This is a genomic window from Polaromonas sp. P3_B1 (assembly GCF_056402935.1).
In genome coordinates this window covers 17620-40128 of the sequence record NZ_JBFUGK010000020.1, presented here as the reverse complement: position 1 = coordinate 40128, position 22509 = coordinate 17620, and the positions used below count along the sequence as shown (strand labels likewise).

Below are 22509 nucleotides of genomic sequence, written 5' to 3'. Positions count from 1 at the left end.
TTCAGGCGGCAGCCGCTTCCTTGAAGTGGGGTTGCACGTCTACCGCATCACCCTGGTATTTGCCGGCGGCGTAACCCGGGTAGCTGCCCAGCACGCGCTGGGCAACGGCCATGTCCTGGTCTGCGCGCAGCACCGCGGTGTCAAAACCGCTGCGCTCCATCTGCGCCAGCTGGTCCACCAGCACGTCGCCGGTGGCGCGGATTTCACCCTTGAATTCGCGGCGGCGACGCAGCAAAAAAGCCTGGCTGTAGGCGCGGCCGTCGGTGAACTTCGGAAAGTGCAGGTCAATGCGCGTGACACCGGCCAGCGACACCTCAAAGGGATTGGCGTCGTTCGCGATGGCCAGCACGCCGGCTTGCTCGGTGCCACTGTGTTCGTTGAAAGGCAGTAGTTTCATCGTCATTTCTTTCAGTGCGCGACGGTGTTGGGGGCAAAGCGCGCGGCCTTGGCGGCGGCCTTGTAGGGATCCATGCCGACGCGGCGCAAGGTCGCGATGAAGGTTTCCCCGTCTTCGCGCAGCTGGCGGTAGGTGTCGAGCACGGCCTCGATGACTTCAGGCACTTCGGCGCCCGTGAACGAGGGGCCGACAACCTTGCCCGGCACCGAGGCGCCGCTCAGCGCGGAGCCGTCCGAGCCGCCCAGCGAGACCTGGTACCACTCCAGGCCGTCCTTGTCGACGCCCAGGATGCCGATGTGGCCGCTGTGGTGGTGGCCGCAGGAGTTGATGCAGCCGCTGATGTGCAGGTCGATTTCGCCCAGGTCGTGCAGCTCGTCCATGTCCTGGTAGCGCTCGGTGATGGCTTCGGCGATGGGGATGGAGCGCGCATTGGCCAGCGAGCAGAAATCGCCGCCGGGGCAGGCGATCATGTCGGTCAGCAGACGGACGTTGGGCTTGGCAAAACCGGCCTTGCGGGCGGCGCGCCAGAGTTCAGGCAGCTCGTCGCAGCGCACCCAGGGCAGCAGCAGGTTCTGGTCGTGCGTGACGCGCACCTCGCCGGCGCTGAACTGGTCGGCCAGGTCGGCGGCGATGTCGAGCTGGTCGGCCGTCGCGTCGCCGGGGGCCTGGCCCAGGCGCTTGAAGGACAGCGTCACGGCGCGCAGGTCGGGATTCTGGTGCGGCGCCACGTTGCGTTGCAGCCAGCGGCCGAACTCGATGTCGTCCTCTGCAGCGGCGCGCAGGATGTTGGCGATCTTCACGTCGGCGCTCTTGCGGTCGCACTTGAGCGTGGGCGGCACGAATGAGGCCGTCACGCGGTCCAGTTCTTCCTGGGTGATGGTGTGCGGCGCACCGTCGTGTTCGATGATCTGCTTGTACTCGGCCTCGACCTCGTCGATGTAGCGCTGGCCTTCAGCCTTCACGAGGATCTTGATGCGGGCCTTGTAAATGTTGTCGCGGCGGCCGTAGCGGTTGTACACGCGCACCACGGCTTCCAGGTAATTCATGATCTGGTTCCAGGGCAGGAACTCGCGTATCACTGTGCCTATGACCGGCGTGCGGCCCATGCCGCCGCCCACCAGCACCTTGAAGCCCAGCTCGCCTTCGGCATTGCGCACCAGGTGCAGGCCCACGTCGTGCCAGGCCGTGGCGGCGCGGTCTTCACGGGCGCCGCTGATGGCGATCTTGAACTTGCGCGGCAGGAAGGCGAACTCGGGGTGCAGCGTGCTCCACTGGCGCAGGATTTCGCCGAAGGGCCGCGGGTCGGCGATCTCGTCGACGGCGATGCCGGCGCGTTCGTCGCTGGTGATGTTGCGTATGCAGTTGCCGCTGGTCTGGATGCCGTGCATGTTGACGCTGGCCAGAAGGTCCATCACGTCGGCCGACTTGTCCAGCGGAATCCAGTTGTACTGCACGTTCTGGCGCGTCGTGAAGTGGGCATAGCCGGTTGTCAGCTTGGAGCTGACCGACAGGCCGCTTTTGAGGTTGACGGGGCCCAGCTTGTCCTGCTTGGCCTGGGCGTCGTTGAAGAGCGCCGCATTGGGCTGGTCGTATTCGCGGGCAATTTTGGCCAGCACGCGCACCTGTGCGCTCGACAGCTCGCCGTAGGGCACGGCCACGCGCAGCATGGGCGCGTAGCGCTGCACATACCAGCCGTTTTGCAGGCGCAGAGGGCGAAATTCGTCTTCCGGCAGCTTGCCGGCCTGCCAGCGGCTCAGCTGGTCGCGGTACTGGTTGGCGCGGGCCTGGACGAACTCGCGGTCAAATTCTGTGTATTGGTACATGGCTGTCGGGGTTCAACGTGAGATTTTTATTGAAGGAAAGCGGATTCAGCGGACCAAAGCGGCCTGGCGGATCAGATCGAGATCAGTTTCACGCCGGCATAGGCCAGCAGCACCGAGAGCAGCGAACGGATCACGCGGTCCGGCGTCTTGTGCACCAGGTGCGAGCCCAGCCAGATGCCGGGCAGGGAGCCTGCCAGCAGCTTGATGAGCAGCGACCAGTCGACCGAACCGATGGAGGCGTGGCCAAGGCCGGCGACCAGCGTCAGCGGCACGGCGTGGGCGATGTCGGCCGCCACGATGCGCGGCAGCGGCAGGGTGGGGTATAGCAGCATCAGCACGATCACGCCGATGGCGCCCGCGCCGACGGACGTCAGGGTGACCAACGTGCCGATGACCGCGCCGAACAGCAGCGGCAGCGCCCAGTGGCGCGAGCGCGTGGCCTGGCCGATTTCTTCGGCGGTGATGGTGACCGGGGCGGCCTTTCCGCGCAGCGCCTTGTAGAGGGTGGCGCCGGCCRTCAGCAGCAGCGCAATCCCCAGCGTGGTCGTCATGATGGTCTGCGTGGCTGGATTGGCGGGGCCCAGGCGTTGCAACATATAGAGAGTTGCCAGCGAGGCCGGGATGCTGCCGGCCGCGGTCTGGCCGACGATTTTCCAGTCGACCGCGCGGGCGCGGGCCAGGCTGACGGTGCCGCCCATCTTGGTGAAGGCGGCGAACAGCAGGTCGGTGCCAATGGCCAGGTGCGGCTTGATGCCGAAAAAGAAGATCAACAGCGGCGTCATCAGCGAGCCGCCGCCCACACCGGTCAGGCCCACCACCAGACCCACGGCAAAGCCGGCAAATACGAAGGCAAATTCATGCATGGCGGAAAATGTAAGTGCCCGGCTTATAAAAACAAACTACACATTTGTTCTGCCGTTATCCGGATAAGCTTATTCGCAAGTATTTATGCGGGTTTCCTGCGAGTTTGAGGGGCGAATCGTTTAAGAATTTCCACGCTTGTCCCCAAGGCACTCCCCGGCATTCACAATGCGCTGGTACAGTCCCTGCTTTTCCCGGCTGGCTACCCCGTTGTGCCGGCTTGATGGAACGCATCGCATACTTTTTGGAGAACACCGTGAAATTTACAAAATCCGCCTTGCTGGGTGGCTTGGTGCTGGCGTCCGCGGCCACCCTGGCGCTGGCACAGGGCGGCTCTAAGCCCACCATCAAGATCGGCGAAATCAACAGTTATTCGACCATTCCGCAGTTCACCCAGCCCTACCGCCAGGGCTGGCAACTTGCCGTCGAAGAGGTCAACGTCACCGGCGGCCTGCTGGGCCGCAAGGTCGAGGTCATCGCCCGCGACGACGCCGGCAAGCCCGAAGAGGCCCTGCGCCATGCGATCGAGCTGACTTCCAAGGAAAAGGTCGATGTGCTGGCCGGCGGCTTCCTCTCCAACGTCGGCCTGGCGCTGGCCGACCATGCGCAGAAGAACAAGAAGGTGTTCATCGCCAGCGAGCCGCTGACCGATGCCCTGATCTGGGACAAAGGCAACCGCTACACCTTCCGCCTGCGCCCCGGTACCTATATGCAGGCCGCCATGCTGGTCGAAGAGGCCGCCAAGCTGCCGGCCAAGCGCTGGGCTGTGATTGCCCCCAACTATGAATACGGCACCAGCGCAGTGGCGGCCTTCAAGGAGCTACTCAAGGCCAAACGCCCCGACGTGGAATTCGTCGGCGAGCAGTGGCCGGCGCTCGGCAAGCTCGATGCCGGCACCACGCTGCAGGCCACCATGCAGAGCAAACCCGATGCCATCTTCAACGTGACCTTTGGCGCCGACCTGGCCAAACTGGTGCGGGAAGGCAACCAGCGCGGCATCTTCCCAAGGGTGCCGGTGGTGTCGCTGCTCTCGGGCGAGCCCGAATACCTGGACGTGCTGAAAGACGAAACACCCAAGGGCTGGATCGTGACCGGCTACCCCTGGGACCAGATCGACTCGCGCGAGCACGCCAGCTTCGCCGCCAATTACTACCGCCGTTTCAACGAATATCCCAAGGTCGGCTCGGTGGTCGGCTATGCCACCATGCAGGCCATCTTCGCGGCCATTCGCAAAGCCAATTCCACCGACAGCGAAAAGCTGGTGGCGGCGCTGCGCGGGCTGAAGTTCTCCACCCCCTTCGGCCCGGCTGAATTCCGCGCCATCGATCACCAGTCCACCATGGGCGCCTACGTCGGCAAGCTGGACCTGCGCGGCAACAAGGGCACCATGGTGCAGTGGCGCTATGCCGACGGCAAGGCTTACCTGCCACCAGATGACTATGTCAAGGCCCGCCGTCCGGCCGCGGCCATGAAGTGACCTTTTGGCAACGCGTGCGCCGATTTCAGGGGCATGATGAAAAGGGCCACGCCGAATCCCCCATAATCGATCCACATGACGAATACGGGTGGTGAGGCTGTCAAGCGGATATTTGTAAAAGTGTTTGGGTTTGATGACGTAGAGCGTCACGCCCTGAACACCGTATTCCGCCTTTCCGAAACCCGACCCGTCGCCTATGCGCTGTGGACCGCCACCGCGCCCGACGAGGCCGACCTGGCTCTGGTAGACGGCGACAGCTGGGAAGCCGCGATCGAATTGGCCAATCCCGCGCACGACGATCTCAAACTGGTCTGGATCGGCGACAACGCCCCGCAGCGGGCCCATCTTGTGGTCAAGCGCCCGCTGCAATGGGCGGCCGTGATCGAGGGCATGGACGCGCTGCTTGCGGCCGAGCAGGCCCAAGCCGCCGACAAAGGGGCGAACACCGACCTCGACCTGGACCTGCTGTCCGAATCCAGCGCCATGCTGGACCTGGACCTCGACTTTGATTCCGAAGCCCCCACCGCGCCATCGCCGCTCGAGGCGCCCGCGCCCGAAGCCCAGCAGGCCGAGGTGCTGGTGGTGGATGCCGACCGCGATGCGCGCCTGTACCTGCGCGCCAGGCTGGCGATGGCCGGCCACACGCTGGTGGACGAAGCCGCCAGCGGCACCGAGGCTCTCAAGCTCCTGGATACGCGACTTTACAAATTGGTCGTCCTCGATATGGACCTGCCCGACATCGAAGGCTGGGAGATGGTCAAACGCGTCGAGGCCTCACGCCCGCCCGTCGAGTTCCTGATCCTGACCGGCAACAACCTGACGCCCGTCGACGCGGTGCGCGGCTGGTTTGCCGGTGCACGCGGCAGCCTGCGCAAACCCCTGCATCCCGGAAAACTCAAGTACCTGCTGCGCAGTTCGCGCCAAACCTAAGCGGGCGGCGTGCGCTGCGGCGCGAGTGCATCGGCCAGGCGCTGCTCCACGGGCAGCGGCTCTGCATGCAGCCTGGCTGCCAGCAATTCCCCACACAGCGCCGCAAAGCTCAGCCCGCGCGAGCCCATGCCGCTGCACACCCACAACGCCGATTCCAGTTCCCCCAACGCCGGCATACGGCTGGGTGTGGCGCAGCGCACGCCGGCCCAGCTCTGCACCTGGCCGGTTTCAAACTGTGCGGCCAGCGCGCGCGCCGTTTGCGGCAGCAGCGTTTGCAGCCGGCTGAAGTTGTGCAGGTCGTCCTCGGGCCGCGTCTGCGCGCGCGGGTTGTCGCGTTCAAAGCTGGAGCCCATGACCCAGGCCAGGCTACCGGCCTCGCCCGGCAAGGGCACGGCGGGCGCCAGGCTGCCGTGGCCGTTCACCGGGAAAGGGGGCAGGGCGCCCGCCGCGCCAGGCTCATGCCGGCCCCAGCTGACCTGGCCGCGTATGGCTTGCAGCGCGAGTTCGCCGCCGGCCTTGCCCGTCCCGGTATCGGCGCTGGCAGCCAGCGCGCGGCTCGCATAGCCCGATGCCAGTACCACCAGCTCGGCGCGGGCCAGTTCCCGGCCTTGCGCGTCAAACACCCGCCATTGGCCCGAGGCCTGGCTCAGGCGGCTCACTGCCGACCGGSCGTACAACTGCACCCCCGGCGTGGCCAGCCACGCGTCGACCAGGGCCGCCGGGCGGATCCAGCCGCCCCGTGCGTGCCACAGCGCGGGCGTGTCGGCCGGCAGGCCGCATTGCGACAGTTGCGCGGCATCCGCCGGGCGGCTCCAGTCGCCAGCGGCCTCGGCCCAATCCGCCGCCTGCCAGGCTTCAGGCCGCTTGCGCGGATGTTCGACCGCATGCTCCAGCACGCCGGTAGGGGCCCAGTCGCTATCCCCCAGCAAGACCCCAGCCTGCTGCAGCGTGGCACGAATGCCATGGCGCGACAGGCGAGAGAGCGGGCTGTCGTCGGGCGACACATGCGGCGCCAGCAAGCCGGCGGGCAGGCCCGACGCGCCGGCAGCGGCTTCTTCCGCCGCATCCAGCACCGTCACTTGCCAGCCGCGTCGCGCCAGGCTCGCTGCCACCGCCGCGCCGGCCAGGCCTGCCCCGATAACGACGCAGCTTGACGGTGCGCGCCGCCGGGGGGCAGGCTGCGCTTTTTTGGGCTCCCAGGCCGGGTTGAATTCGCCCTGCAGGTTGTCGCGCTTGGGCGGTATGCCCGGCACTTTTTTCACCACAAAGCCGCACTGCGCGAGCGCATCGCGCACGCTGCGCGCAATCGTCCAGGTGGCCACGCGCGTGCCGCGCCGGCAGCAGCGTGCCACCGCCTTGAAGGTGTGCACATCCCAGATGTCGGGGTTGCGCTGCGGGCTGAAGCCGTCCAGGTAAACCGAATCGGCCTCAAAAGATTGTTCGCGCAGCATGGCCTTGGCGTCGCCTATGCACAGCGTCAGCAAGACCCGGCCGCCATCGAAAACCAGGCGGTGAAAGCCAGGCAGCAAACCCCAGAGCTGGGCTCGCAATTGCTCGGCAAAGGGGATCAGTTCAGGATGGGTCTGGGCGCTGCGCAGCACGTCGGCCGCGCTGGCGGGAAAGGCCTCGGTCGAGACGAAATGCAGCAGGCGGGGGCGGTTCGGGTCGGCTTTCCAGGCGGCCCAGGTCACCAGAAAATTCAGGCCCAGGCCGAAACCGGTTTCCAGCACCGTCCATTGCGGCTGGCCGGCCCAGGCCCCGGGCAGGCCGCAGCCTTTGAGGAAAACTTCTTTAGCCTGGTCCAGCCCGCCGAGTTCGCTGCGGTAGCGGTCGCCGAAACGCGGGCTGAACGGGCTGCCGCCGGCGGTGCCGTCGTCCAGCCACTCGATCACCTCAGCCATGGCCAACAAGCGCGGGACTTCGGACCCAGACTAGCCGGGGCCGCGGAACCGGCTTTGCCGGGCCGCAGGCGCAGCGCCCCCTCGGGGGGCAGCGTAGTACGCGAAGCGACAAGCGTGGGGGCCTTATGGATTTGGCGGTACGTAACCCTGGACGGCGTCTGCGCCCTCGCCAAAGAAGTGCTTTTCCATCTGGCGCGCCAGGTACTGGCGGGCACGGGCATCGGCCAGGTTCAGGCGGTTTTCATTGACCAGCATGGTCTGCTGCTTCATCCAGTCCGCCCAGGCCTGCTTGCTGACTTCTTCCCAGATGCGCTTGCCCAGGGGACCGGGGTAAGGCGGAAAGTCCAGGCCTTCGGCTTCTTGGCCGAGCTTGATGCATTTGACGAGGCGTGCCATGGCGAGGGTTCTTTCGTGTAGCTAGTGGGGGATCAAAGGGGGCAAAAAAACGATCCGAGGATGTCCAAGGATGTTTACGGAATAAAGAACTGAGTTTTTATTCGTTCCAGTTTTTTAAGGCTGCTTCCAGAATCCATTTTGTTCGCATTTGACATGCATTTCCTGGAAAAGAGAGCAACCATGACTTCACGCCGCAACTTTATCAATGTTTCCACCCGCACCGCCGCCGCCCTGGGTTTGGGTTTGACGCTGGCAGGGTCACTGCTGACGGCCCAGGCCCAGCAGCCGCCCGTGACCCTGCTCAACGTGTCCTACGACCCGACACGCGAGCTCTATGTCGAATACAACGCGGCTTTCAGCAAATACTGGAAAGCCAAGACCGGCCAGGACGTGACCATCAAGCAATCGCACGGCGGCTCCGGCAAGCAGGCGCGCTCCATCATTGACGGCCTGGATGCCGACGTCGCCACCCTGGCCCTGGCCGGCGACACCGACGCACTGGTCAAAAACGGCGGCTGGCTGTCGGCCGACTGGCAGAAAAAGCTGCCGCACAATTCCTCGCCCTATACCTCCACCATCGTGCTGGCGGTTCGCCAGGGTAATCCCAAGGGCATCAAGGACTGGGACGACCTGATCAAACCCGGCATCAATGTGATCACGCCCAACCCCAAGACCTCGGGCGGTGCCCGCTGGAACTACCTGGCGGCCTGGGAATTCGCCAAGCGCAAATACGGCAGCGACGCCAAGGCCAAGGAGTTTGTCGCCAAGCTGTACGGCAACGTCTCGGTACTGGACACCGGCGCCCGCGGCTCCACCATCACCTTTGCCCAGCGTGCCCAGGGCGACGTGCTGATCGCTTGGGAGAACGAGGCCTATTTGCTTGAAAAGGAATTCGGCGCCAAGTTCGACGTGGTCGCACCTTCGCTCAGCATCCTGGCCGAGCCCGCCGTCGCCGTCGTCGACAAGAACGTGGACAAAAAAGGCACGCGCGCCGTGGCCGAGGAATACCTGAAGTACCTGTACTCGGAAGAAGGCCAGGACATCGCCGGCAAGAATTTCTACCGCCCGGCCGTTTCGCAAAAGGCCATTGCCAAGTACGCCAAGCAGTTCCCCAAGCTGAACCTGTTCACCATCGACCAGGCTTTCGGCGGCTGGACCAAGGCGGATAAGGAACACTTTGCCGACGGCGGCTCCTTCGACCAGATCTACACGAGAAAGTAACCCCCCGAAGCGGCCTCTGGCCGCCTCCCCCCAGGGGGCGCCCGCTGCGGCCCGGCTGAGCCGGTTCCGCGCCGGCACTGGAATAAGAGAACTGTCACACCGCGCTTGGTTGCCCAAGGCACTTCAGGGAAAACTTTTACTAATGTCTTCGCAACAATCCGTCCTGCTGATCGCCGGTAGCCCGTCCGAGCAGTCGCGCTCCTCAGCACTGCTCGATTCGGTCAACCACAGGCTGGCCCTGCGCGGCGGGCTGGTGGTCGAGCGCCTCAACATCCGTGAGCTGCCGGCCGAGGCGCTGCTGCTGGCTGAATGGGGCCATCCGGCCATCGTCAAGGCGATAGCGCAGATCGCCAGGGCGCGCGCCGTTGTCGTGGCCACGCCGGTCTACAAGGCGGCCTACAGCGGGCTGCTCAAGGTGCTGCTGGATTTGCTGCCGCAGACCGCGCTGAAAGAAAAAACCGTGCTGCCGCTGGCCACAGGCGGTAGCCCGCACCACATGCTGGCGCTGGACTATGCCTTGCGCCCGGTGCTGCAGGCGCTGGCCGCGCGCCACATCCTGCCCGGTGTTTACGCCACCGATTCCCAGGTGCCGCAATCGGCCGACAAGCGCTACGAGGTCGGCCCCGACATCGCCGTGCGCCTCGACGACGCGGTGCTGTCCCTGCTGGCGGAAAGCTTTCGCCAGCCGGCCACGGCCGGCTTTGAGCCGGTGCACTTTTCCCGGGTGCGATGTAGCGTTTGAACTCCTCACCGGGGCGCGCGGGCTGATCGTTCAGCCGCCGCCCTGAACCCTCGACGCCAATTTTGAAACCGCCAGGCAGGCGGCCGGGCGTAGCTTTGCCTCTCGCCGGTCGCGCACCCGGAAAAGACCACTGAAAAGGACATCCCATGAGCACCCCCTCCGCCGGCACACCCGGCACTTCCCAACAGCCCCCCAGGGCACGCACCTGGCTCGACTTCAGCCTGGGCCTGCTGCTGGCCGCCGCGATCGCGGGCGTCATCACCTTGCTGAGCCTGCCCGTGGCCCATGCGCAAGGAAACGCCGAAAAGGTCGAGCTGCGCATCGGCTACCAGAAAGCCGCCAGCCTGTTTGTGCTGCAAAAAGCCCAAGGCACGCTCGAAAAACGTTTGCAGCCGCTCAATGCCACGGTCAAGTGGGTGGAGTTCCCGGCCGGCCCGCAACTGCTCGAAGGCCTGAACCTCGGCTCCGTGGACGTGGGCTATGTGGGTGAAGCACCCCCCATCTTCGCCCAGGCGGCAGGCGCCAAATTCGCTTACATCGGCTATGACCCGGCCGCGCCTGAAGCCGAGGCCATCGTCGTGCCCAAAGACTCCGCCATCAAGTCCGTGGCCGAACTCAAGGGAAAGAAGGTCGCCCTCAACAAGGGCAGCAATGTCCACTACCTGCTGGTCAAGCTGCTCGAGAAAAACCACCTCAAGCTCAGCGACATCCAGCCCGTCTACCTGCCACCCGCCGATGCACGCGCCGCTTTCGAAAGCAAAAGCGTGGATGCCTGGGTGATCTGGGACCCCTTCACCGCGGCCGCGGAAAAAGCCATAGGCGCGCGCGTTCTGGCCGACGGCAAGGGCGTGGTCAACAACTACCAGTACTACCTGGCCGAGCGCGGTTTCGTCGCCAAAAACCCCAAGGTCATCCAGGCCCTGTTTGACGATTCGGTGGAGCGGGGCGTCTGGCTCAAGGCCAACCTCAAAAAGGCGGCCGAGCTGATCGCGCCGCTGCAAGGCCTGCCGGTCGACGTGGTTGAGACCAGCCTCAAGCGCTATGAGTTCAAGGTCCAGCCCGTGCCGGCCAGCGTGATCGCCGACCAGCAAAAACTGGCCGACACCTTCTTCGAGCTCAAGCTGATTCCCAAGGCCATCAATGTCAGTGATGCCGCCTACAAGCCCGCCCCGTGATCGGCTGCAAGGACCTCACCATGAACACCCTCACACCGCTACAACTGCGACGACGCTTCCTGCAGATCTTCGCCACCACGGCTTCGCTGTGGGGACTGGGGCTTCAGGGCGCCAAGGCCCAGCCGGCCGCCGCCAAGGCTGAAAAAGCGCCGGAGCAACTGCGCATCGGCTACCAGAAGTCCGCCGTCAACCTGGTCATCCTCAAGCAGAAAGGCGTGCTCGAAAAGCGCTTTCCGAACACCAAAATCACCTGGGCCGAATTCCCCGCCGGGCCGCAGCTGCTGGAAGCGCTGTCGGTGGGCAGCCTGGAGTTCGGCCTGACCGGTGATTCGCCGCCCGTGTTCGCCCAGGCCGCCGGCAAGGAGCTGGTCTATGTCGGCGTCGAGCCGCCCAAGCCCGACAGTTCGGCCGTCCTGGTGCTCGGCGATTCGCCCATACGCAACCTGGCCGGCCTCAAGGGCAAAAAGATCGCTCTGCAAAAAGGCTCCAGCGCCCACTACCTGCTGGTGCGCGCGGTCGACAAGGCCGGCCTCAAGTGGGACGACATCCAGCCGATCTACCTGGCACCCGCCGACGCGCGTGCCGCCTTCGAGCGCAAAAGCGTGGACGCCTGGGCCATCTGGGATCCGTTTTACGCCGCGATAGAACTCGCCATCAAGCCGCGCGTGCTGGCCACGGGGCGTGAGCTGTCGAGCAACAACTCCTTCTACCTGGCCTCGCGCCCCTTTGCCAGCCAGCATGCGCAGACTCTCTCGGCGCTGTTTGAAGAACTGAGCCGCGCCGATGCGCTGGTGCAAAGCAATCGTACGGAGGCCATCAAGCTGGTGTCCGAGTTCAGCGGGCTGGACGCCGGCGTGGTGAGCCTGTTTATCCAGCGCCGTCCGGTGTCGCCCGTGGGGCCGCTCAATGCCGCCGCGATTGCCGACCAGCAGCGTGTGGCCGATGCCTTTTTGCGGCTTGGCTTGATCCCTCGTCCAGTGAAGGTGGCCGACATCGTCTGGCGGCCTGAAGCCACCCAAGTCGCGCGCAAATAAGCGCAGTGCAAACCACCCCGTATTCAAGGAGTTTTTCCATGCAGGTTTTCTGGTTCATTCCCACCCACGGCGACAGCCGCTACCTGGGCACGGGCGAAGGCGCGCGCGAGGTCAACCACGATTACCTCAAGCAGGTCGCCACCGCCGCCGACACCCTGGGCTATGAAGGTGTGCTGATTCCCACCGGCCGCTCCTGCGAAGACCCCTGGGTGGTGGCCGCCAGCCTCTTGCCCGTCACCAAAAACCTCAAGTTCCTGGTGGCGGTGCGCCCCGGCCTGCACCAGCCCAGCCTGGCCGCGCGCATGGCCGCCACCTTTGACCGGCTCTCGGGCGGGCGCTTGCTGATCAATCTGGTCACAGGCGGCGACCAGGCTGAACTCGAAGGCGATGGCGTCTACCTGGACCACACGCAGCGCTATGAGCAGTCGGCCGAATTCATCCGCATCTGGCGCGAGATCCTCGCGCGCAGCCACGCCGGCGAAAGTTTTGATTTCCAGGGCGAACACCTGAGCGTCAAAGGCGCCAAGCTGCTGTATCCGCCGGTGCAAAAGCCGCATCCGCCCGTGTATTTCGGCGGCTCTTCTGCGCCGGCCCATGCGCTGGCCGCCGAACAGGTCGACACCTACCTGACCTGGGGCGAGCCGCCGGCCGAAGTCTCCAAAAAAGTCGCCGACGTGCGGACCCGCGCCGAGAGGCTGGGCCGCAAGGTCGAGTTCGGCATACGCCTGCACGTCATCGTGCGCGAGACCGAGGACGAAGCCTGGCGCGCCGCCGAGAGCCTGATCAGCCGGCTCGACGACGACACCGTGGGCCGCGCGCAGGCAGCGTTTTCGCGCATGGATTCCGAAGGCCAGCGCCGCATGGCTGCCTTGCATGCGGGCGGTGGCAAGCGCACGCGCGCCGAGCTCGAAATCAGCCCCAACCTCTGGGCCGGTGTGGGCCTGGTGCGTGGCGGCGCCGGCACCGCCCTGGTGGGCGACCCGAAAACCGTGGCCGCGCGCATCGAGGAATACGCGGCCCTGGGTCTGGACACCTTTGTGCTCTCGGGCTATCCGCACCTGGAGGAGGCCTACCGCTTTGCCGAACTGGTCTTCCCGCTGCTGCCGCGCAGGCTGCGCCAGAAGCTGCCCGGCCAGGTGCTTAACGGGCCCTTCGGCGAAGTCGTGGCCAATGACTACCTGCCGCGCGTGTCGCAAAGCTGAACCCGGAACACCGCCATGACAGATTCTCTTCGTGAACTCCAGGTGACCCCGGTGCCCGACACCGTGGACGCTCCCGGCCTGGGCTTTTTGCCGCTGGGCCCGGGTGTCTCGCTGCCGCGTATTCAGTTTGCCGCCATCCTGCGCGACCTCGGCCAACGCCTGCTGCCCTGGGTGGTGCCTGTGGGTCTGATCGCGCTGTGGCAGATCGCCTCTTCGCTGGGCTGGCTGTCCACCCGCGTGTTGCCGGCGCCGTCCGAAGTGCTCAAGGCCGCCTGGACGCTGTCGGCCTCGGGCGAGCTGTGGACCCATGTGAAAGTCAGTGCGGGCAGGGCGCTCGCGGGCCTGGCCGTGGGCGGCGGGCTGGGCCTGGCCGTCGGCCTGCTGACCGGCTCGGTGAAGTTTTTCGAAACCCTGCTCGACTCGACCATACAGATGGTGCGCAACATCCCGGCGCTGGCGCTGATCCCGCTGGTGATCCTGTGGTTCGGCATCGACGAAACCGCCAAACTGTTCCTGATCGCGGTGTCGGTCTTCTTCCCGATTTACATCAACACCTTCCACGGCATACGCAATGTGGACCCGGGCCTGATCGAGATGGGCCGCACCTATGGCCTCACGCGCTGGCAGCTGTACCGCGAAGTCATCCTGCCCGGCGCGCTGTCGTCCATCCTGGTGGGCTTGCGTTTTTCGCTGGGCCTGATGTGGGTGATCCTGATCGTGGCCGAAACCATTTCGGCGCAGGCCGGCATCGGCTACCTGACCATGAACGCCCGGGAATTTTTGCAGACCGACGTGGTGCTGGTCGGCATCCTGCTGTATGCCTTGCTGGGCAAGCTGGCCGACATGTTCGCACGCGGGCTGGAGCGCTACTGGCTGCGCTGGCATCCCGGCTACCAGTCGGTTGCGGCTTGAGGAACGAACATGTCCACAGAAATCCATGTTCCTCGCACCAGGTTTTCCTCCGTTCGTCCTGAGCTTGTCGAAGGACTTTCCCCGGCTTCGACCCTTCGTCCCCTTCGACCGAGCTCAGGACAGGCAGCTCAGGACAGGCCAAGCTCAGCCCGAACGGAGGGGGGCGAACCCAATCGCGGCGTGCGCCTGGAAATCCGCGGGCTCTCGAAACGCTATGGCAAACGCCAGGTGCTGCAGCACACCGAACTCGTGATTGAGCCCGGCGAGTTTGTCGCCATCGTGGGCCGCAGCGGCTGCGGCAAGTCCACTTTGCTGCGCCTGGTGGCCGGGCTGGAGGCCGCCACGCAAGGCAGCATACGCCTGGACGGCCAGGACGTGACTGGCCTGCGCGAAGACACCCGCATCATGTTCCAGGATTCACGCTTGCTGCCCTGGCGCCGCGTGATTGACAACGTGGCACTGGGCCTGCCGCCCGGCGGCCATGCGGCCGCGGCCGACGTGCTGGCCCAGGTGGGCCTCGCCGACCGCCAGCCCGACTGGCCGGCGCGCCTGTCGGGCGGCCAGCGCCAGCGCGTCTCGCTGGCCCGGGCCCTGGTGCACAACCCGCGCCTGCTGCTGCTCGACGAGCCGCTGGGCGCGCTGGACGCGCTGACCCGCATCGAAATGCACCAGCTCATCGAAGGACTGTGGCAGCGCAACGGCTTTACCGCCTTGCTGGTTACGCACGACGTGCAGGAGGCCGTGGCGCTGGCCGACCGCGTGATCCTGATCGAGGACGGCCGCATTGCGCTCGACGAGCGCGTGCGCATCAGCCGCCCGCGTGAACGCAGCGACCCGCTGTTCGGCCAGATCGAGAAAAAGATCCTGGACCGCGTGCTGCAGCAACCCGGCGAGGCGATTTCACCCAGCGAGCCGCGATGGCCTAACACGCCGGTGCACGGCGTGCGCTGGGCGGTTTGAACTTTACTTATTCAACGATTCTTTAACCAAGTTCCAGGAGAACCTCTTCATGTCCATCCAAGCTATCAATGTCCGCAACCAGTTCCGCGGCAAGGTCAAGGAAATCATCCGCGGCGACGTGGTGTCCGAAATCGACGTCGAAACCCCCTGGGGCATCGTCACCTCGGTGATCACCACGCGTTCGGTGGACCAGCTTGAACTGGCCGTCGGCAGCGAGGTCGTGGCACTGGTCAAGTCGACCGAGGTGTCTATCGCAAAGCTGTAGACAAACTGCCCAGGCTTCAGGCGATCCTTGCACAACCGTGCGCTTGCCGCGCAGCATTGCAATCGGGGACGGCGATGCTCAAGCTGCGAGCGTTGGATAGTCCGTGTAGCCCTTGGCTCCCGGCGTATAGAAAGTGTCCGGGACAGGAGCGTTCAAGGGCGCGTCCTGGCGCATGCGCTCGACCAGGTCGGGGTTGGCGATGAAAGGCCTGCCTATGGCGATCAGGTCCGCGCGGCCTTCGCTCAGTGCCTGTTGTGCGCTGGCTTTGTCCTGTCCGCCGGCGAGGATGAAGGGGCCGTCGAACGCCGCCTTCAAATCGGCCTTCAGCTTTGCCGGGACGGGCGGGGCGCCCATGGCCGAATGGTCCAGGACGTGAATGTACATAAGGCCGAGCGCGGAGAGCTGTTTCACCAGCGCCAGGTACTGCTCGTCCACGCCGTCGAAGCTGCCGGTGCTGTTCACCACGCCATGAGGCGACAGGCGGATGCCGACCCGCTCGGCGCCGATCTCCTTCACGGCAGCGCGGGCGACCTCGAGCACCAGCCGGTTGCGCCCTTCGGCCGTGCCGCCGTAGCGGTCAGTGCGGCGGTTGACGTTGGCGTTCAGGAATTGCTCTAGCAGGTAACCGTTGGCCGCGTGCAGTTCGATGCCGTCGAAACCGGCCTTGATGGCAAGGCGCGCGGCCGTTGTGTACTCGCCGATCACGGCCTGGATGTCGGCCTCCGTCATGGCGCGAGGTGGTGTGTGCGGCTGGCTGCCTTGGGTATCGGTCCACATCTCGCCAGGGCAGGCTTCGGATGAAGGTCCAAGCACCTCGGCGCCGGCCGGCAGGTTGGCCTGGTGGGACACGCGGCCGGTGTGCATGAGCTGCACGACGATCTTGCCGCCTTTGGCGTGCACCGCATCGGTCACCAGCTTCCAGCCTTGCACCTGGGCGTCATTGAAGAGGCCCGGGATCCGGGCATAGCCCAGGCCGTTGGGCGAGGGCGAGGTTCCTTCCGTGATGATGAGGCCGGCGCTTGCGCGCTGGGCGTAGTAGGTGGCCATCAGGCTGTTGGGCGTGTTGCTGTCGCTCGCGCGGCTGCGCGTGAGCGGCGACATCACGGTACGGTTCTTGAGCGGGGTGGCACGTAGGGAGAAGGCATCGAAAAGCATGTGCTGTCCTTGGGGAAATGGAAAATGGAAAACGAAAGGAAAGGGGCGGGAGGGGGAGAAAAGGAAGGGCCGTAACGTTCAGTGGGCTCGACTCAGAGGATGTTGTAGCGAGGCGCCGGCGCTCCGACCTGGGTGTTCGCGAACAGCTCTGAGCGGGCTGCCTCGTACTTTTCCCACAGGCTGGCATCGGCCACCGACGGCCAGGTGATCGTCTCGCCCTGGTCCAGGCCGGCGAGCGCCGCATCGACCATGTGCTCGGTCGTCATCAAGGCATCCTTGTTGAGGGCCGCCAGGGGTACGCCCGACAGATCCCAGATCTCGGTGGCCGTCGATGCCGGAAGGACCAGCTGAACCTTCACCGCGGTTTCGGCAAGCTCTTGCTGCAGGCCCCTGCTGTACTGCAGTACGAAGGCCTTGGTACCGCTGTAGACAGCACTGATGGGCATCGAATGGATGGCCAGGACAGAAGCGATGTTGATGAGCACGCCCTGGTTTCTGCCGATGAATGCGGGTACCACCGCCTGAGTCAGGCGTGTCAATGCTGTGATGTTGAGGGCAATCTGCGACAGAGCGTCGTCCGCGGATCTTTGGGCAAGCGGTCCCAGCCGCGCAATGCCGGCGTTGTTGACCAGGACGCGCAGGTCCTTGTGGGTGGACAGAATCGTCTCGATCCGCACCAAATCCTGGTCTTTGGTCAGATCGGCCACGACTGCTTCGGCTTCGATGCCGTGCGCCTTTGAGACTTGCGCGCAGAGGGTTTGCAGGCGCTCTGCGCGCCGGGCGACCAGAATAAGATCGTATCCACGTGCGGCGAGGCGATCCGCATAGACGGCGCCTATGCCGGAAGATGCCCCTGTGACAAGAGCGACTTTCCGGGAACTGGGAGTTGTCATTGAGAGTTTTCCAATAAAATTGAGGGCTCAACTAATAAGTTGAGGGCTCAAATATAAGACCGATTGCGCGTAAACCATAAATAGTGCAGTACTAAACCATTTTGTAAATATGGGAATTACCAAAGACCTTGTTGATACGGAATCCGGCCCGGATCAGCCTGCCGCAGATGAGCAGGACATCCTGGCCGGACGGGCCTGCGTGGTCACGCCACTGCGCCTGGCGGCTCGCAGGCTGGAGCAGCTGTATGACGAAGCACTGGCGCCCTTGGACCTCAAAGCCACGCAGCTCGCGCTCATCGCAGGAATCCACATGCTCACGGGCGCCGATCAACAGGGACCGACGCTACAGGACCTGGCGGCCCGGCTCGCCATTCAGCTTTCGGCCCTTACCCATGCGCTAAGGCCTCTGGTGCGCGACGGAATTGTGGAGTTGCGTCAGGACGCCCATGACCGCCGGACCAAACACAGCGTTCTCACTTCGCTTGGCAAGACACGGCTTTCGGAAGGCATGGTGCACTGGGCAGCAACAAACGACCGCGTGGAGCTTGTTCTGGGTCCTGCCTCGGCTGCGAGCCTGAGGGCGCTGGCCGACCAGGTAGCTTCCGACGCGTTTTTGCTTGCCTTTAAGGCGGACGACCAAGCGCCGGCCCCAGCGGGTATCCCCAGTTCCGGGCAAGCTGGGAAGAGCGTCTGAGCACAGCGGACGGAGAGCCGCTGCTGAAGCATATGCATCAGCCCATCTCTTCCCGCTTATCCAGCCGGTGTCGACAGGCTACACGCTGCAGGCGGGTCTCACTGCAGTTCAACGCCGGCTTTTTTCACCAGCCTGGCGTACTTCACCATTTCGCTGCGAAAGAACTGCGCAGCCGCTTCGGGCGTGCCGGGGCTGATGGTGTTGCCCTGTTTGGCCATGGCTTCCTTGACCTCGGGCGTTGCGTAGGCGGCGGCCACGGCAGCCTGGATGCGCCTGGCTTCGGCCATCGGCAGTTTGGCCGGGCCGACCACGGCAAACCAGCCTTCGATGTTGTAGTTGGGCAGGCCTTGTTCGGCAATCGTCGGGATCTCCGGCGCGGCCGCCACGCGCGCCGCGCTGCCCACGCCTATGGCGCGCAGCGCGCCGCTCTTGAGGTGGGCCTGCACCGCGGGCAGGGCCAGCACGCCGATCTCGACCTGGCCGCCTATCAAGTCGGTCACCATGGGGCCCACGCCCTTGTAGGGAATGTGCTTGACCTTGACCTGGGCTTCGTCCATGAACATCTCGGCCGCCAGGTGCAATATGGTGCCGTTGCCCGATGAGGCGTAGTTGTAGGCCTCGGGTTTGGCCTTGAGCAAGGCCACCAGTTCTTTCACATTCGTTGCCGCCACCTTGGCCGGGTTGACCACCAGCACAAACGGCGTGCTGCCCAGTACGCAGATGGGCGTGATGTCGTTGATAGGGTCAAAAGGCAGCGACTTGTAGACGCTGGGGTAGACCACGTGGTTGTTGGACACCACGCCCAGCGTCATGCCGTCGGGCGCCGCCTTGACCAGCGCCGAGGTGCCGACGATGCCGCCCGCACCGGGCTGGTTTTCAATCACCACCGGATGGCCCAGGGTCTTGCCCAGGGCCGCGGTGGCGGCGCGGACGATGGTGTCCACGCCCGAGCCCGCGCCCACCGGCAGGATAAAACGCACGGCGCGTTCGGTGGCTTGCGCCAGCACGCGGCGCGGCGCCCAGGCCAGGCCGCCGCCCAGCAGCAGGGCGCCCAGTCCTTGCAGCGTGTGGCGGCGATTCATGGTGATGAGGCTTTCTGTGGTCTTCGTTATTTTTGTGGTGTTGCGCATGTCTTGTCTCCTTTGTCGTGAATCGTGGGGTGTTAGCGCGTCATGACACCGCTGCCTTTTGGTGCAGCCGTTCAATCTCGCCCTCGCCATAACCGAGGCCGGCGAGCAGCTCGCGTGTGTGCTCGCCGAGCGTGGGCGGGTTCAGCCGGACCTTCAGCCGCTCGCCATCCATGGTCAGCGGCAGCAGCGTGGTCTTGGCGGTCTGGCCGGCGCGTTCGCCGTCGGGCAGTGTGATGTCGGCCAGCCCGCCCGTGGCCAGCAGGTGTTCATCGTCATACAGCTCCTCGGGCCGGCGTATCGGCGCAAAGGGCAGGCCGGCCGCCTCAAACAGCGCCACCAGCTCGCTGGCGCTGCGCAGCGCCAGGCGTTCGCGCAGCAGCGGCAGCAGGGTGGGGCGCTCGGTGACGCGCTGGTTGTTGCCGGCGTAGCGCGCGTCGGCCTTGAGGTCGGCAAAACCCAGCGCGTCGCAAAACACGGCCCATTGCGCGTCGCTGACGGCCGCCAGGAAGATCTGCTCGCCGTCCTTGACGCTGAACACGTCGTACACCCCCCAGGCCGAGATGCGATCCGGCATGGGCGCGGCCGGCTGGCCGGTGATGGCGTACTGCAGCATGTGCTGGCCGACCAGGAAGACGTTGTTCTCGAACAGGGCCGACTGCACCTCCATGCCTTTGCCGCTGATGCCGCGCTGTATCAGCGCGCCCAGCACGCCGATGGCGCCGAACATGCCGCCCATGATGTCGTTCACGCTGCTGCCGGCGCGCAGCGGGTCGCCGGGCCGGCCGGTCATATAGGCCAGGCCGCCCATCATCTGCACGACTTCGTCGAGCGCGGTGCGGTGGTCATACGGGCCGGGCAAAAAGCCCTTGTGGCTGGCGTAAATCAGCCGTGGGTTGGCCGCGCTCAGTGCGGCATAGTCCAGGCCGTACTTGGCCATAGTGCCGGGCTTGAAGTTCTCGGCCACCACGTCGGCGCTGGCGCACAGCTTGCGCGCCACCTCGGCCCCGGCGGGGTCGCGCAGGTCTATGCCTATGCTTTTCTTGTTGCGGTTGAACAGCGGGAAAAAGCCCGAGCCCGCGCCCAGCAGGTGGCGTGTGCGGTCGCCGTCTATGGGCTCGACCTTGATGACCTCGGCGCCCATGTCGGCCAGCAGCATGCCGCAGGTCGGGCCCATGACCATGTGGGTGAACTCCACGACGCGAAGGCCGGCCAGCGGCTGGGGTGGGGTGGAAGAAGCGGTGTTTTGCATGCGGGTGCCAGGGAAAAAAAGAAGCGGCGCTGGGAGAGCTTGCCAGCGAAGAGTTTAGGCCGTTGGCGAGGCGACTTGAGCCGGCCGCATGGTTTTGGGCAGGCCCGCGCGCCACAGCGTGCCGTGAAGGGTTTCGCCCTCCAGCCAGCCCGCCACCTGGCCGCGCAAAGCCATGAGTTTGTCGAAGTCGATGCCGGTTTCAATGCCCACGCTCGCAAACATATAGGCCAGGTCTTCGCTGGCCACATTGCCGCTGGCACCGGGCGCGTGCGGGCAGCCGCCTATGCCGGCCAGGCAGGCGTCAAAGCGCGTCATGCCGGTCTGCAGCGCGGCATACACATTGGCCATGCCCAGACCGCGTGTGTCGTGGAAATGGCCGCAGGCCAGCTTGTCGCCCACCAGGGCAAAAGCGGCCTCGAACAGACTGTGCACCATGGCCGGGTCGGCATAGCCCACGGTGTCGGCCAGGCTCACGCGGTCTGCGCCGGCATCCAGCACGGCCTGCAGGAGGCGTAGCACCTCGGCCGGTTCAACCCGGCCCTGTAGCGTGCAGCCAAAAGCCGTGCTCATGCCTACCTCCAGCACGATGCGCGAACCCGAAGCGTCACGCGCCGCGCGTATGCGGCCAATCTCTTCAACGACCTCATCAGGCGTCTTGCGCAAATTGGCCAGGCTGTGGGCATGGCTGGCAGACAGCGGCAGCAGCATCAGGTCGGCGCCCGATTCGATGGCGCGCTCCGCGCCCTTGAGGTTGGGCACCAGCACCGAGGTCGTGAGGCCGGGCAGCGTTTTCGCAAAAGCCACCAGTTCGGCGGTGTCGGCCAGTTGCGGCAGCAGCCGCGCGGGCACAAAAGAGCCGACCTCGATTTCGCGCTGGCCGGCGTCGTAGGCTTGCCGGATCCACTGCAGTTTGTGCGCGGTGGGCATGACGGCGGCAATGCTTTGCAGCCCGTCGCGCAGGCCGACTTCGCGAATGATGGCCCGGGCGGGCAGGGGAGATGCGTGGGTCACGGGGCTTGTCTCCAAAAAAGGGTCTGTCGTTGCCCCAGTTTAGAATTTCCTGAATCGTCTGGTTTGTCAATTTTGGAAGCTTTGGTGTTCCCATTTGGAACATCAAAAATCCACGGACACCGGCAAGGAGGCAAGCATGAGAGACCTGGACCTGACCACGCTGCGGCTGTTTGCCGCCGTCTGCGATGCGCGCAGCATTGCCCGCGCGGCCGAGCAGGCCAACATCGTCGGCTCGGCCGTCAGCAAGCGCCTGGCCCAGCTGGAAGACACCGTCGGCACGCAGCTGCTGGTGCGCAGGCGGCGCGGCGTCGAGCCCACGCCCGCGGGCGAAAGCCTGCTGGAGCACGCGCGCACCATGCTGGCCAGCGCCGAGCAGATAGAGCGCGAGATGGGCGACTACGCGTTGGGTGTGCGCGGTCAGGTGCGCATCCTGGCCACCGCCTCGGTCATGGCCGAGTCGCTGGCCGACGACGTCGCCGGTTTTCTGCAACTGCCGGCCCACCACGACATCCGCATCAGCATGGAAGAGCGCGTCAGCCCCGAGGTGATACGCGGCATCAAGGAGGGCGTGGCCTCCGTCGGCATCTGCTGGGATGCGGCCGATCTTTCAGGCCTGCAGTCCTGCGGCTACCGGCACGACCACCTGGCCATCGTCACCCATCCCTCGCACCCGCTGGCGGCGCACGAGACCTTGCGCTTTGAGCAGACGCTGGGCCATGAACATGTGAGCCTGCCGGCGCAAAGCGCGGTGCAGGTGCTGCTGCAGCGCGCCGCCGCGCTCCAGGGCAAGGCCATCGTGCACCGGGTCATCGTCTCCAACTTCGAGGCCGCGCTGCGCGTGGTGCGCGCCAACCTGGCCATCAGCGTCGTGCCGCGCGAGGTGGCGGACCCCTATGCCCGCACCTTCGGCCTGCGCGTCATTGCGCTGAACGATGCCTGGGCCAAACGCCGTTTTGCGATCTGTTTTCGGGACGAGGCGGGCCTTTCGGCCGCGGCGAGGCTGCTTGTCAGGCACCTCACGGGGATCCCGCCCGCCTGAGGCGGCGCAGCCTGGCGCGCGCCCCTAAAACCCCCCTGCCGG

Annotated in this window: 22 protein-coding genes; 12 read left to right on the top strand and 10 right to left on the bottom strand. The window is 65.3% G+C overall.

Annotated elements, in window-relative coordinates:
- Position 1 precedes the first annotated feature (1 nt).
- From AC1DXS_RS13300 to AC1DXS_RS13290, 3 genes are all read right to left on the bottom strand, one after another.
- Complete coding sequence (locus tag AC1DXS_RS13300; protein ID WP_477737964.1) at positions 2-397, bottom strand: DUF934 domain-containing protein; 396 nt, start codon at positions 395-397, stop codon at positions 2-4.
- A gap of 11 nt (positions 398-408) precedes the next feature.
- Positions 409-2220, bottom strand: coding sequence for a nitrite/sulfite reductase (locus AC1DXS_RS13295; RefSeq protein WP_477737963.1), 1812 nt, complete (start codon positions 2218-2220; stop codon positions 409-411).
- A gap of 71 nt (positions 2221-2291) precedes the next feature.
- The gene (locus AC1DXS_RS13290) at positions 2292-3083 is read right to left on the bottom strand and encodes a sulfite exporter TauE/SafE family protein (RefSeq protein WP_477737962.1); all 792 of its coding nucleotides are present in this window, start codon (positions 3081-3083) and stop codon (positions 2292-2294) included.
- A gap of 221 nt (positions 3084-3304) precedes the next feature.
- Here AC1DXS_RS13290 and AC1DXS_RS13285 point away from each other — a divergent pair, with 221 nt between their 5' ends.
- Complete coding sequence (locus AC1DXS_RS13285; RefSeq protein WP_477737961.1) at positions 3305-4558, top strand: ABC transporter substrate-binding protein; 1254 nt, start codon at positions 3305-3307, stop codon at positions 4556-4558.
- Positions 4559-4678: 120 nt separating this feature from the next.
- The gene (locus AC1DXS_RS13280; protein ID WP_477737960.1) at positions 4679-5488 is read left to right on the top strand and encodes a response regulator; all 810 of its coding nucleotides are present in this window, start codon (positions 4679-4681) and stop codon (positions 5486-5488) included.
- Here the strand turns inward: AC1DXS_RS13280 and mnmC are convergent.
- Complete coding sequence (mnmC, locus tag AC1DXS_RS13275; protein ID WP_477738012.1) at positions 5485-7389, bottom strand: bifunctional tRNA (5-methylaminomethyl-2-thiouridine)(34)-methyltransferase MnmC2/FAD-dependent 5-carboxymethylaminomethyl-2-thiouridine(34) oxidoreductase MnmC1; 1905 nt, start codon at positions 7387-7389, stop codon at positions 5485-5487. The genes AC1DXS_RS13280 and mnmC overlap by 4 nt on opposite strands.
- Before the next feature lie 123 nt (positions 7390-7512).
- Complete coding sequence (locus AC1DXS_RS13270) at positions 7513-7785, bottom strand: oxidative damage protection protein (protein ID WP_477737959.1); 273 nt, start codon at positions 7783-7785, stop codon at positions 7513-7515.
- 180 nt (positions 7786-7965) lie between these two features.
- Between AC1DXS_RS13270 and AC1DXS_RS13265 the strand changes: the two genes are divergently transcribed.
- The 8 genes from AC1DXS_RS13265 to AC1DXS_RS13230 all read left to right on the top strand — a co-directional run bounded on the left by AC1DXS_RS13265 (position 7966) and on the right by AC1DXS_RS13230 (position 15296).
- Positions 7966-9006 (top strand): sulfate ABC transporter substrate-binding protein, encoded by a 1041-nt coding sequence (locus AC1DXS_RS13265; RefSeq protein ID WP_477737958.1) that lies wholly within the window; start codon positions 7966-7968, stop codon positions 9004-9006.
- Positions 9007-9148: 142 nt separating this feature from the next.
- Positions 9149-9748 (top strand): NADPH-dependent FMN reductase, encoded by a 600-nt coding sequence (gene ssuE / locus AC1DXS_RS13260; RefSeq protein ID WP_477737957.1) that lies wholly within the window; start codon positions 9149-9151, stop codon positions 9746-9748.
- A 146-nt stretch (positions 9749-9894) separates the two neighbouring features.
- The gene (locus AC1DXS_RS13255; RefSeq protein WP_477737956.1) at positions 9895-10923 is read left to right on the top strand and encodes a sulfonate ABC transporter substrate-binding protein; all 1029 of its coding nucleotides are present in this window, start codon (positions 9895-9897) and stop codon (positions 10921-10923) included.
- Between the two features lie 20 nt (positions 10924-10943).
- A complete protein-coding gene (locus AC1DXS_RS13250) occupies positions 10944-11957 on the top strand; it encodes a sulfonate ABC transporter substrate-binding protein (RefSeq protein WP_477737955.1) in 1014 nt (337 codons plus the stop codon).
- Positions 11958-11995: 38 nt separating this feature from the next.
- On the top strand, positions 11996-13159 hold the full coding sequence (ssuD, locus tag AC1DXS_RS13245; protein ID WP_477737954.1) for an FMNH2-dependent alkanesulfonate monooxygenase: 1164 nt from the start codon (positions 11996-11998) through the stop codon (positions 13157-13159).
- A 15-nt stretch (positions 13160-13174) separates the two neighbouring features.
- Positions 13175-14071 (top strand): aliphatic sulfonate ABC transporter permease SsuC, encoded by an 897-nt coding sequence (gene ssuC, locus AC1DXS_RS13240; RefSeq protein WP_477737953.1) that lies wholly within the window; start codon positions 13175-13177, stop codon positions 14069-14071.
- A 180-nt stretch (positions 14072-14251) separates the two neighbouring features.
- Positions 14252-15031: an ATP-binding cassette domain-containing protein gene (locus AC1DXS_RS13235; RefSeq protein WP_477737952.1), complete on the top strand. Its 780-nt coding sequence runs from the start codon at positions 14252-14254 to the stop codon at positions 15029-15031.
- 49 nt (positions 15032-15080) lie between these two features.
- Complete coding sequence (locus AC1DXS_RS13230) at positions 15081-15296, top strand: TOBE domain-containing protein (RefSeq protein ID WP_007869745.1); 216 nt, start codon at positions 15081-15083, stop codon at positions 15294-15296.
- Positions 15297-15374: 78 nt separating this feature from the next.
- Here the strand turns inward: AC1DXS_RS13230 and AC1DXS_RS13225 are convergent, their stop codons facing one another.
- The gene (locus tag AC1DXS_RS13225; protein ID WP_477737951.1) at positions 15375-16451 is read right to left on the bottom strand and encodes an alkene reductase; all 1077 of its coding nucleotides are present in this window, start codon (positions 16449-16451) and stop codon (positions 15375-15377) included.
- Between the two features lie 92 nt (positions 16452-16543).
- On the bottom strand, positions 16544-17344 hold the full coding sequence (locus AC1DXS_RS13220) for an SDR family NAD(P)-dependent oxidoreductase (protein ID WP_477737950.1): 801 nt from the start codon (positions 17342-17344) through the stop codon (positions 16544-16546).
- Positions 17345-17453: 109 nt separating this feature from the next.
- Between AC1DXS_RS13220 and AC1DXS_RS13215 the strand changes: the two genes are divergently transcribed.
- Positions 17454-18038, top strand: a complete 585-nt coding sequence (locus tag AC1DXS_RS13215) for a MarR family winged helix-turn-helix transcriptional regulator (protein WP_477737949.1) — start codon at positions 17454-17456, stop codon at positions 18036-18038.
- Between the two features lie 98 nt (positions 18039-18136).
- Here the strand turns inward: AC1DXS_RS13215 and AC1DXS_RS13210 are convergent, their stop codons facing one another.
- From AC1DXS_RS13210 to AC1DXS_RS13200, 3 genes are read right to left on the bottom strand one after another with little or no spacing between them, the layout of a single operon-like run.
- Complete coding sequence (locus AC1DXS_RS13210; RefSeq protein ID WP_477737948.1) at positions 18137-19168, bottom strand: tripartite tricarboxylate transporter substrate binding protein; 1032 nt, start codon at positions 19166-19168, stop codon at positions 18137-18139.
- A gap of 40 nt (positions 19169-19208) precedes the next feature.
- The gene (locus AC1DXS_RS13205) at positions 19209-20417 is read right to left on the bottom strand and encodes a CaiB/BaiF CoA transferase family protein (protein ID WP_477737947.1); all 1209 of its coding nucleotides are present in this window, start codon (positions 20415-20417) and stop codon (positions 19209-19211) included.
- A gap of 54 nt (positions 20418-20471) precedes the next feature.
- A complete protein-coding gene (locus AC1DXS_RS13200) occupies positions 20472-21428 on the bottom strand; it encodes a hydroxymethylglutaryl-CoA lyase (RefSeq protein ID WP_477737946.1) in 957 nt (318 codons plus the stop codon).
- A gap of 136 nt (positions 21429-21564) precedes the next feature.
- Between AC1DXS_RS13200 and AC1DXS_RS13195 the strand changes: the two genes are divergently transcribed.
- A complete protein-coding gene (locus AC1DXS_RS13195) occupies positions 21565-22467 on the top strand; it encodes a LysR family transcriptional regulator (protein ID WP_477737945.1) in 903 nt (300 codons plus the stop codon).
- The last annotated feature ends 42 nt before the right edge of the window (positions 22468-22509 follow it).

Bases quoted from the DNA above. Each gene is read 5' to 3' on its own strand.
- AC1DXS_RS13285 (WP_477737961.1), top strand. From the start codon at position 3,305: ATGGAACGCATCGCATACTTTTTGGAGAACACCGTGAAATTTACAAAA.
- AC1DXS_RS13225 (WP_477737951.1), bottom strand. From the start codon at position 16,451: ATGCTTTTCGATGCCTTCTCCCTACGTGCCACCCCGCTCAAGAACCGT.
- AC1DXS_RS13270 (WP_477737959.1), bottom strand. From the start codon at position 7,785: ATGGCACGCCTCGTCAAATGCATCAAGCTCGGCCAAGAAGCCGAAGGC.
- AC1DXS_RS13250 (WP_477737955.1), top strand. From the start codon at position 10,944: ATGAACACCCTCACACCGCTACAACTGCGACGACGCTTCCTGCAGATC.
- AC1DXS_RS13255 (WP_477737956.1), top strand. From the start codon at position 9,895: ATGAGCACCCCCTCCGCCGGCACACCCGGCACTTCCCAACAGCCCCCC.
- AC1DXS_RS13300 (WP_477737964.1), bottom strand. From the start codon at position 397: ATGAAACTACTGCCTTTCAACGAACACAGTGGCACCGAGCAAGCCGGC.
- AC1DXS_RS13265 (WP_477737958.1), top strand. From the start codon at position 7,966: ATGACTTCACGCCGCAACTTTATCAATGTTTCCACCCGCACCGCCGCC.
- ssuD (WP_477737954.1), top strand. From the start codon at position 11,996: ATGCAGGTTTTCTGGTTCATTCCCACCCACGGCGACAGCCGCTACCTG.
- AC1DXS_RS13295 (WP_477737963.1), bottom strand. From the start codon at position 2,220: ATGTACCAATACACAGAATTTGACCGCGAGTTCGTCCAGGCCCGCGCC.
- AC1DXS_RS13230 (WP_007869745.1), top strand. From the start codon at position 15,081: ATGTCCATCCAAGCTATCAATGTCCGCAACCAGTTCCGCGGCAAGGTC.
- ssuC (WP_477737953.1), top strand. From the start codon at position 13,175: ATGACAGATTCTCTTCGTGAACTCCAGGTGACCCCGGTGCCCGACACC.
- ssuE (WP_477737957.1), top strand. From the start codon at position 9,149: ATGTCTTCGCAACAATCCGTCCTGCTGATCGCCGGTAGCCCGTCCGAG.
- AC1DXS_RS13220 (WP_477737950.1), bottom strand. From the start codon at position 17,344: ATGACAACTCCCAGTTCCCGGAAAGTCGCTCTTGTCACAGGGGCATCT.
- AC1DXS_RS13205 (WP_477737947.1), bottom strand. From the start codon at position 20,417: ATGCAAAACACCGCTTCTTCCACCCCACCCCAGCCGCTGGCCGGCCTT.
- AC1DXS_RS13215 (WP_477737949.1), top strand. From the start codon at position 17,454: ATGGGAATTACCAAAGACCTTGTTGATACGGAATCCGGCCCGGATCAG.
- AC1DXS_RS13210 (WP_477737948.1), bottom strand. From the start codon at position 19,168: ATGCGCAACACCACAAAAATAACGAAGACCACAGAAAGCCTCATCACC.
- AC1DXS_RS13195 (WP_477737945.1), top strand. From the start codon at position 21,565: ATGAGAGACCTGGACCTGACCACGCTGCGGCTGTTTGCCGCCGTCTGC.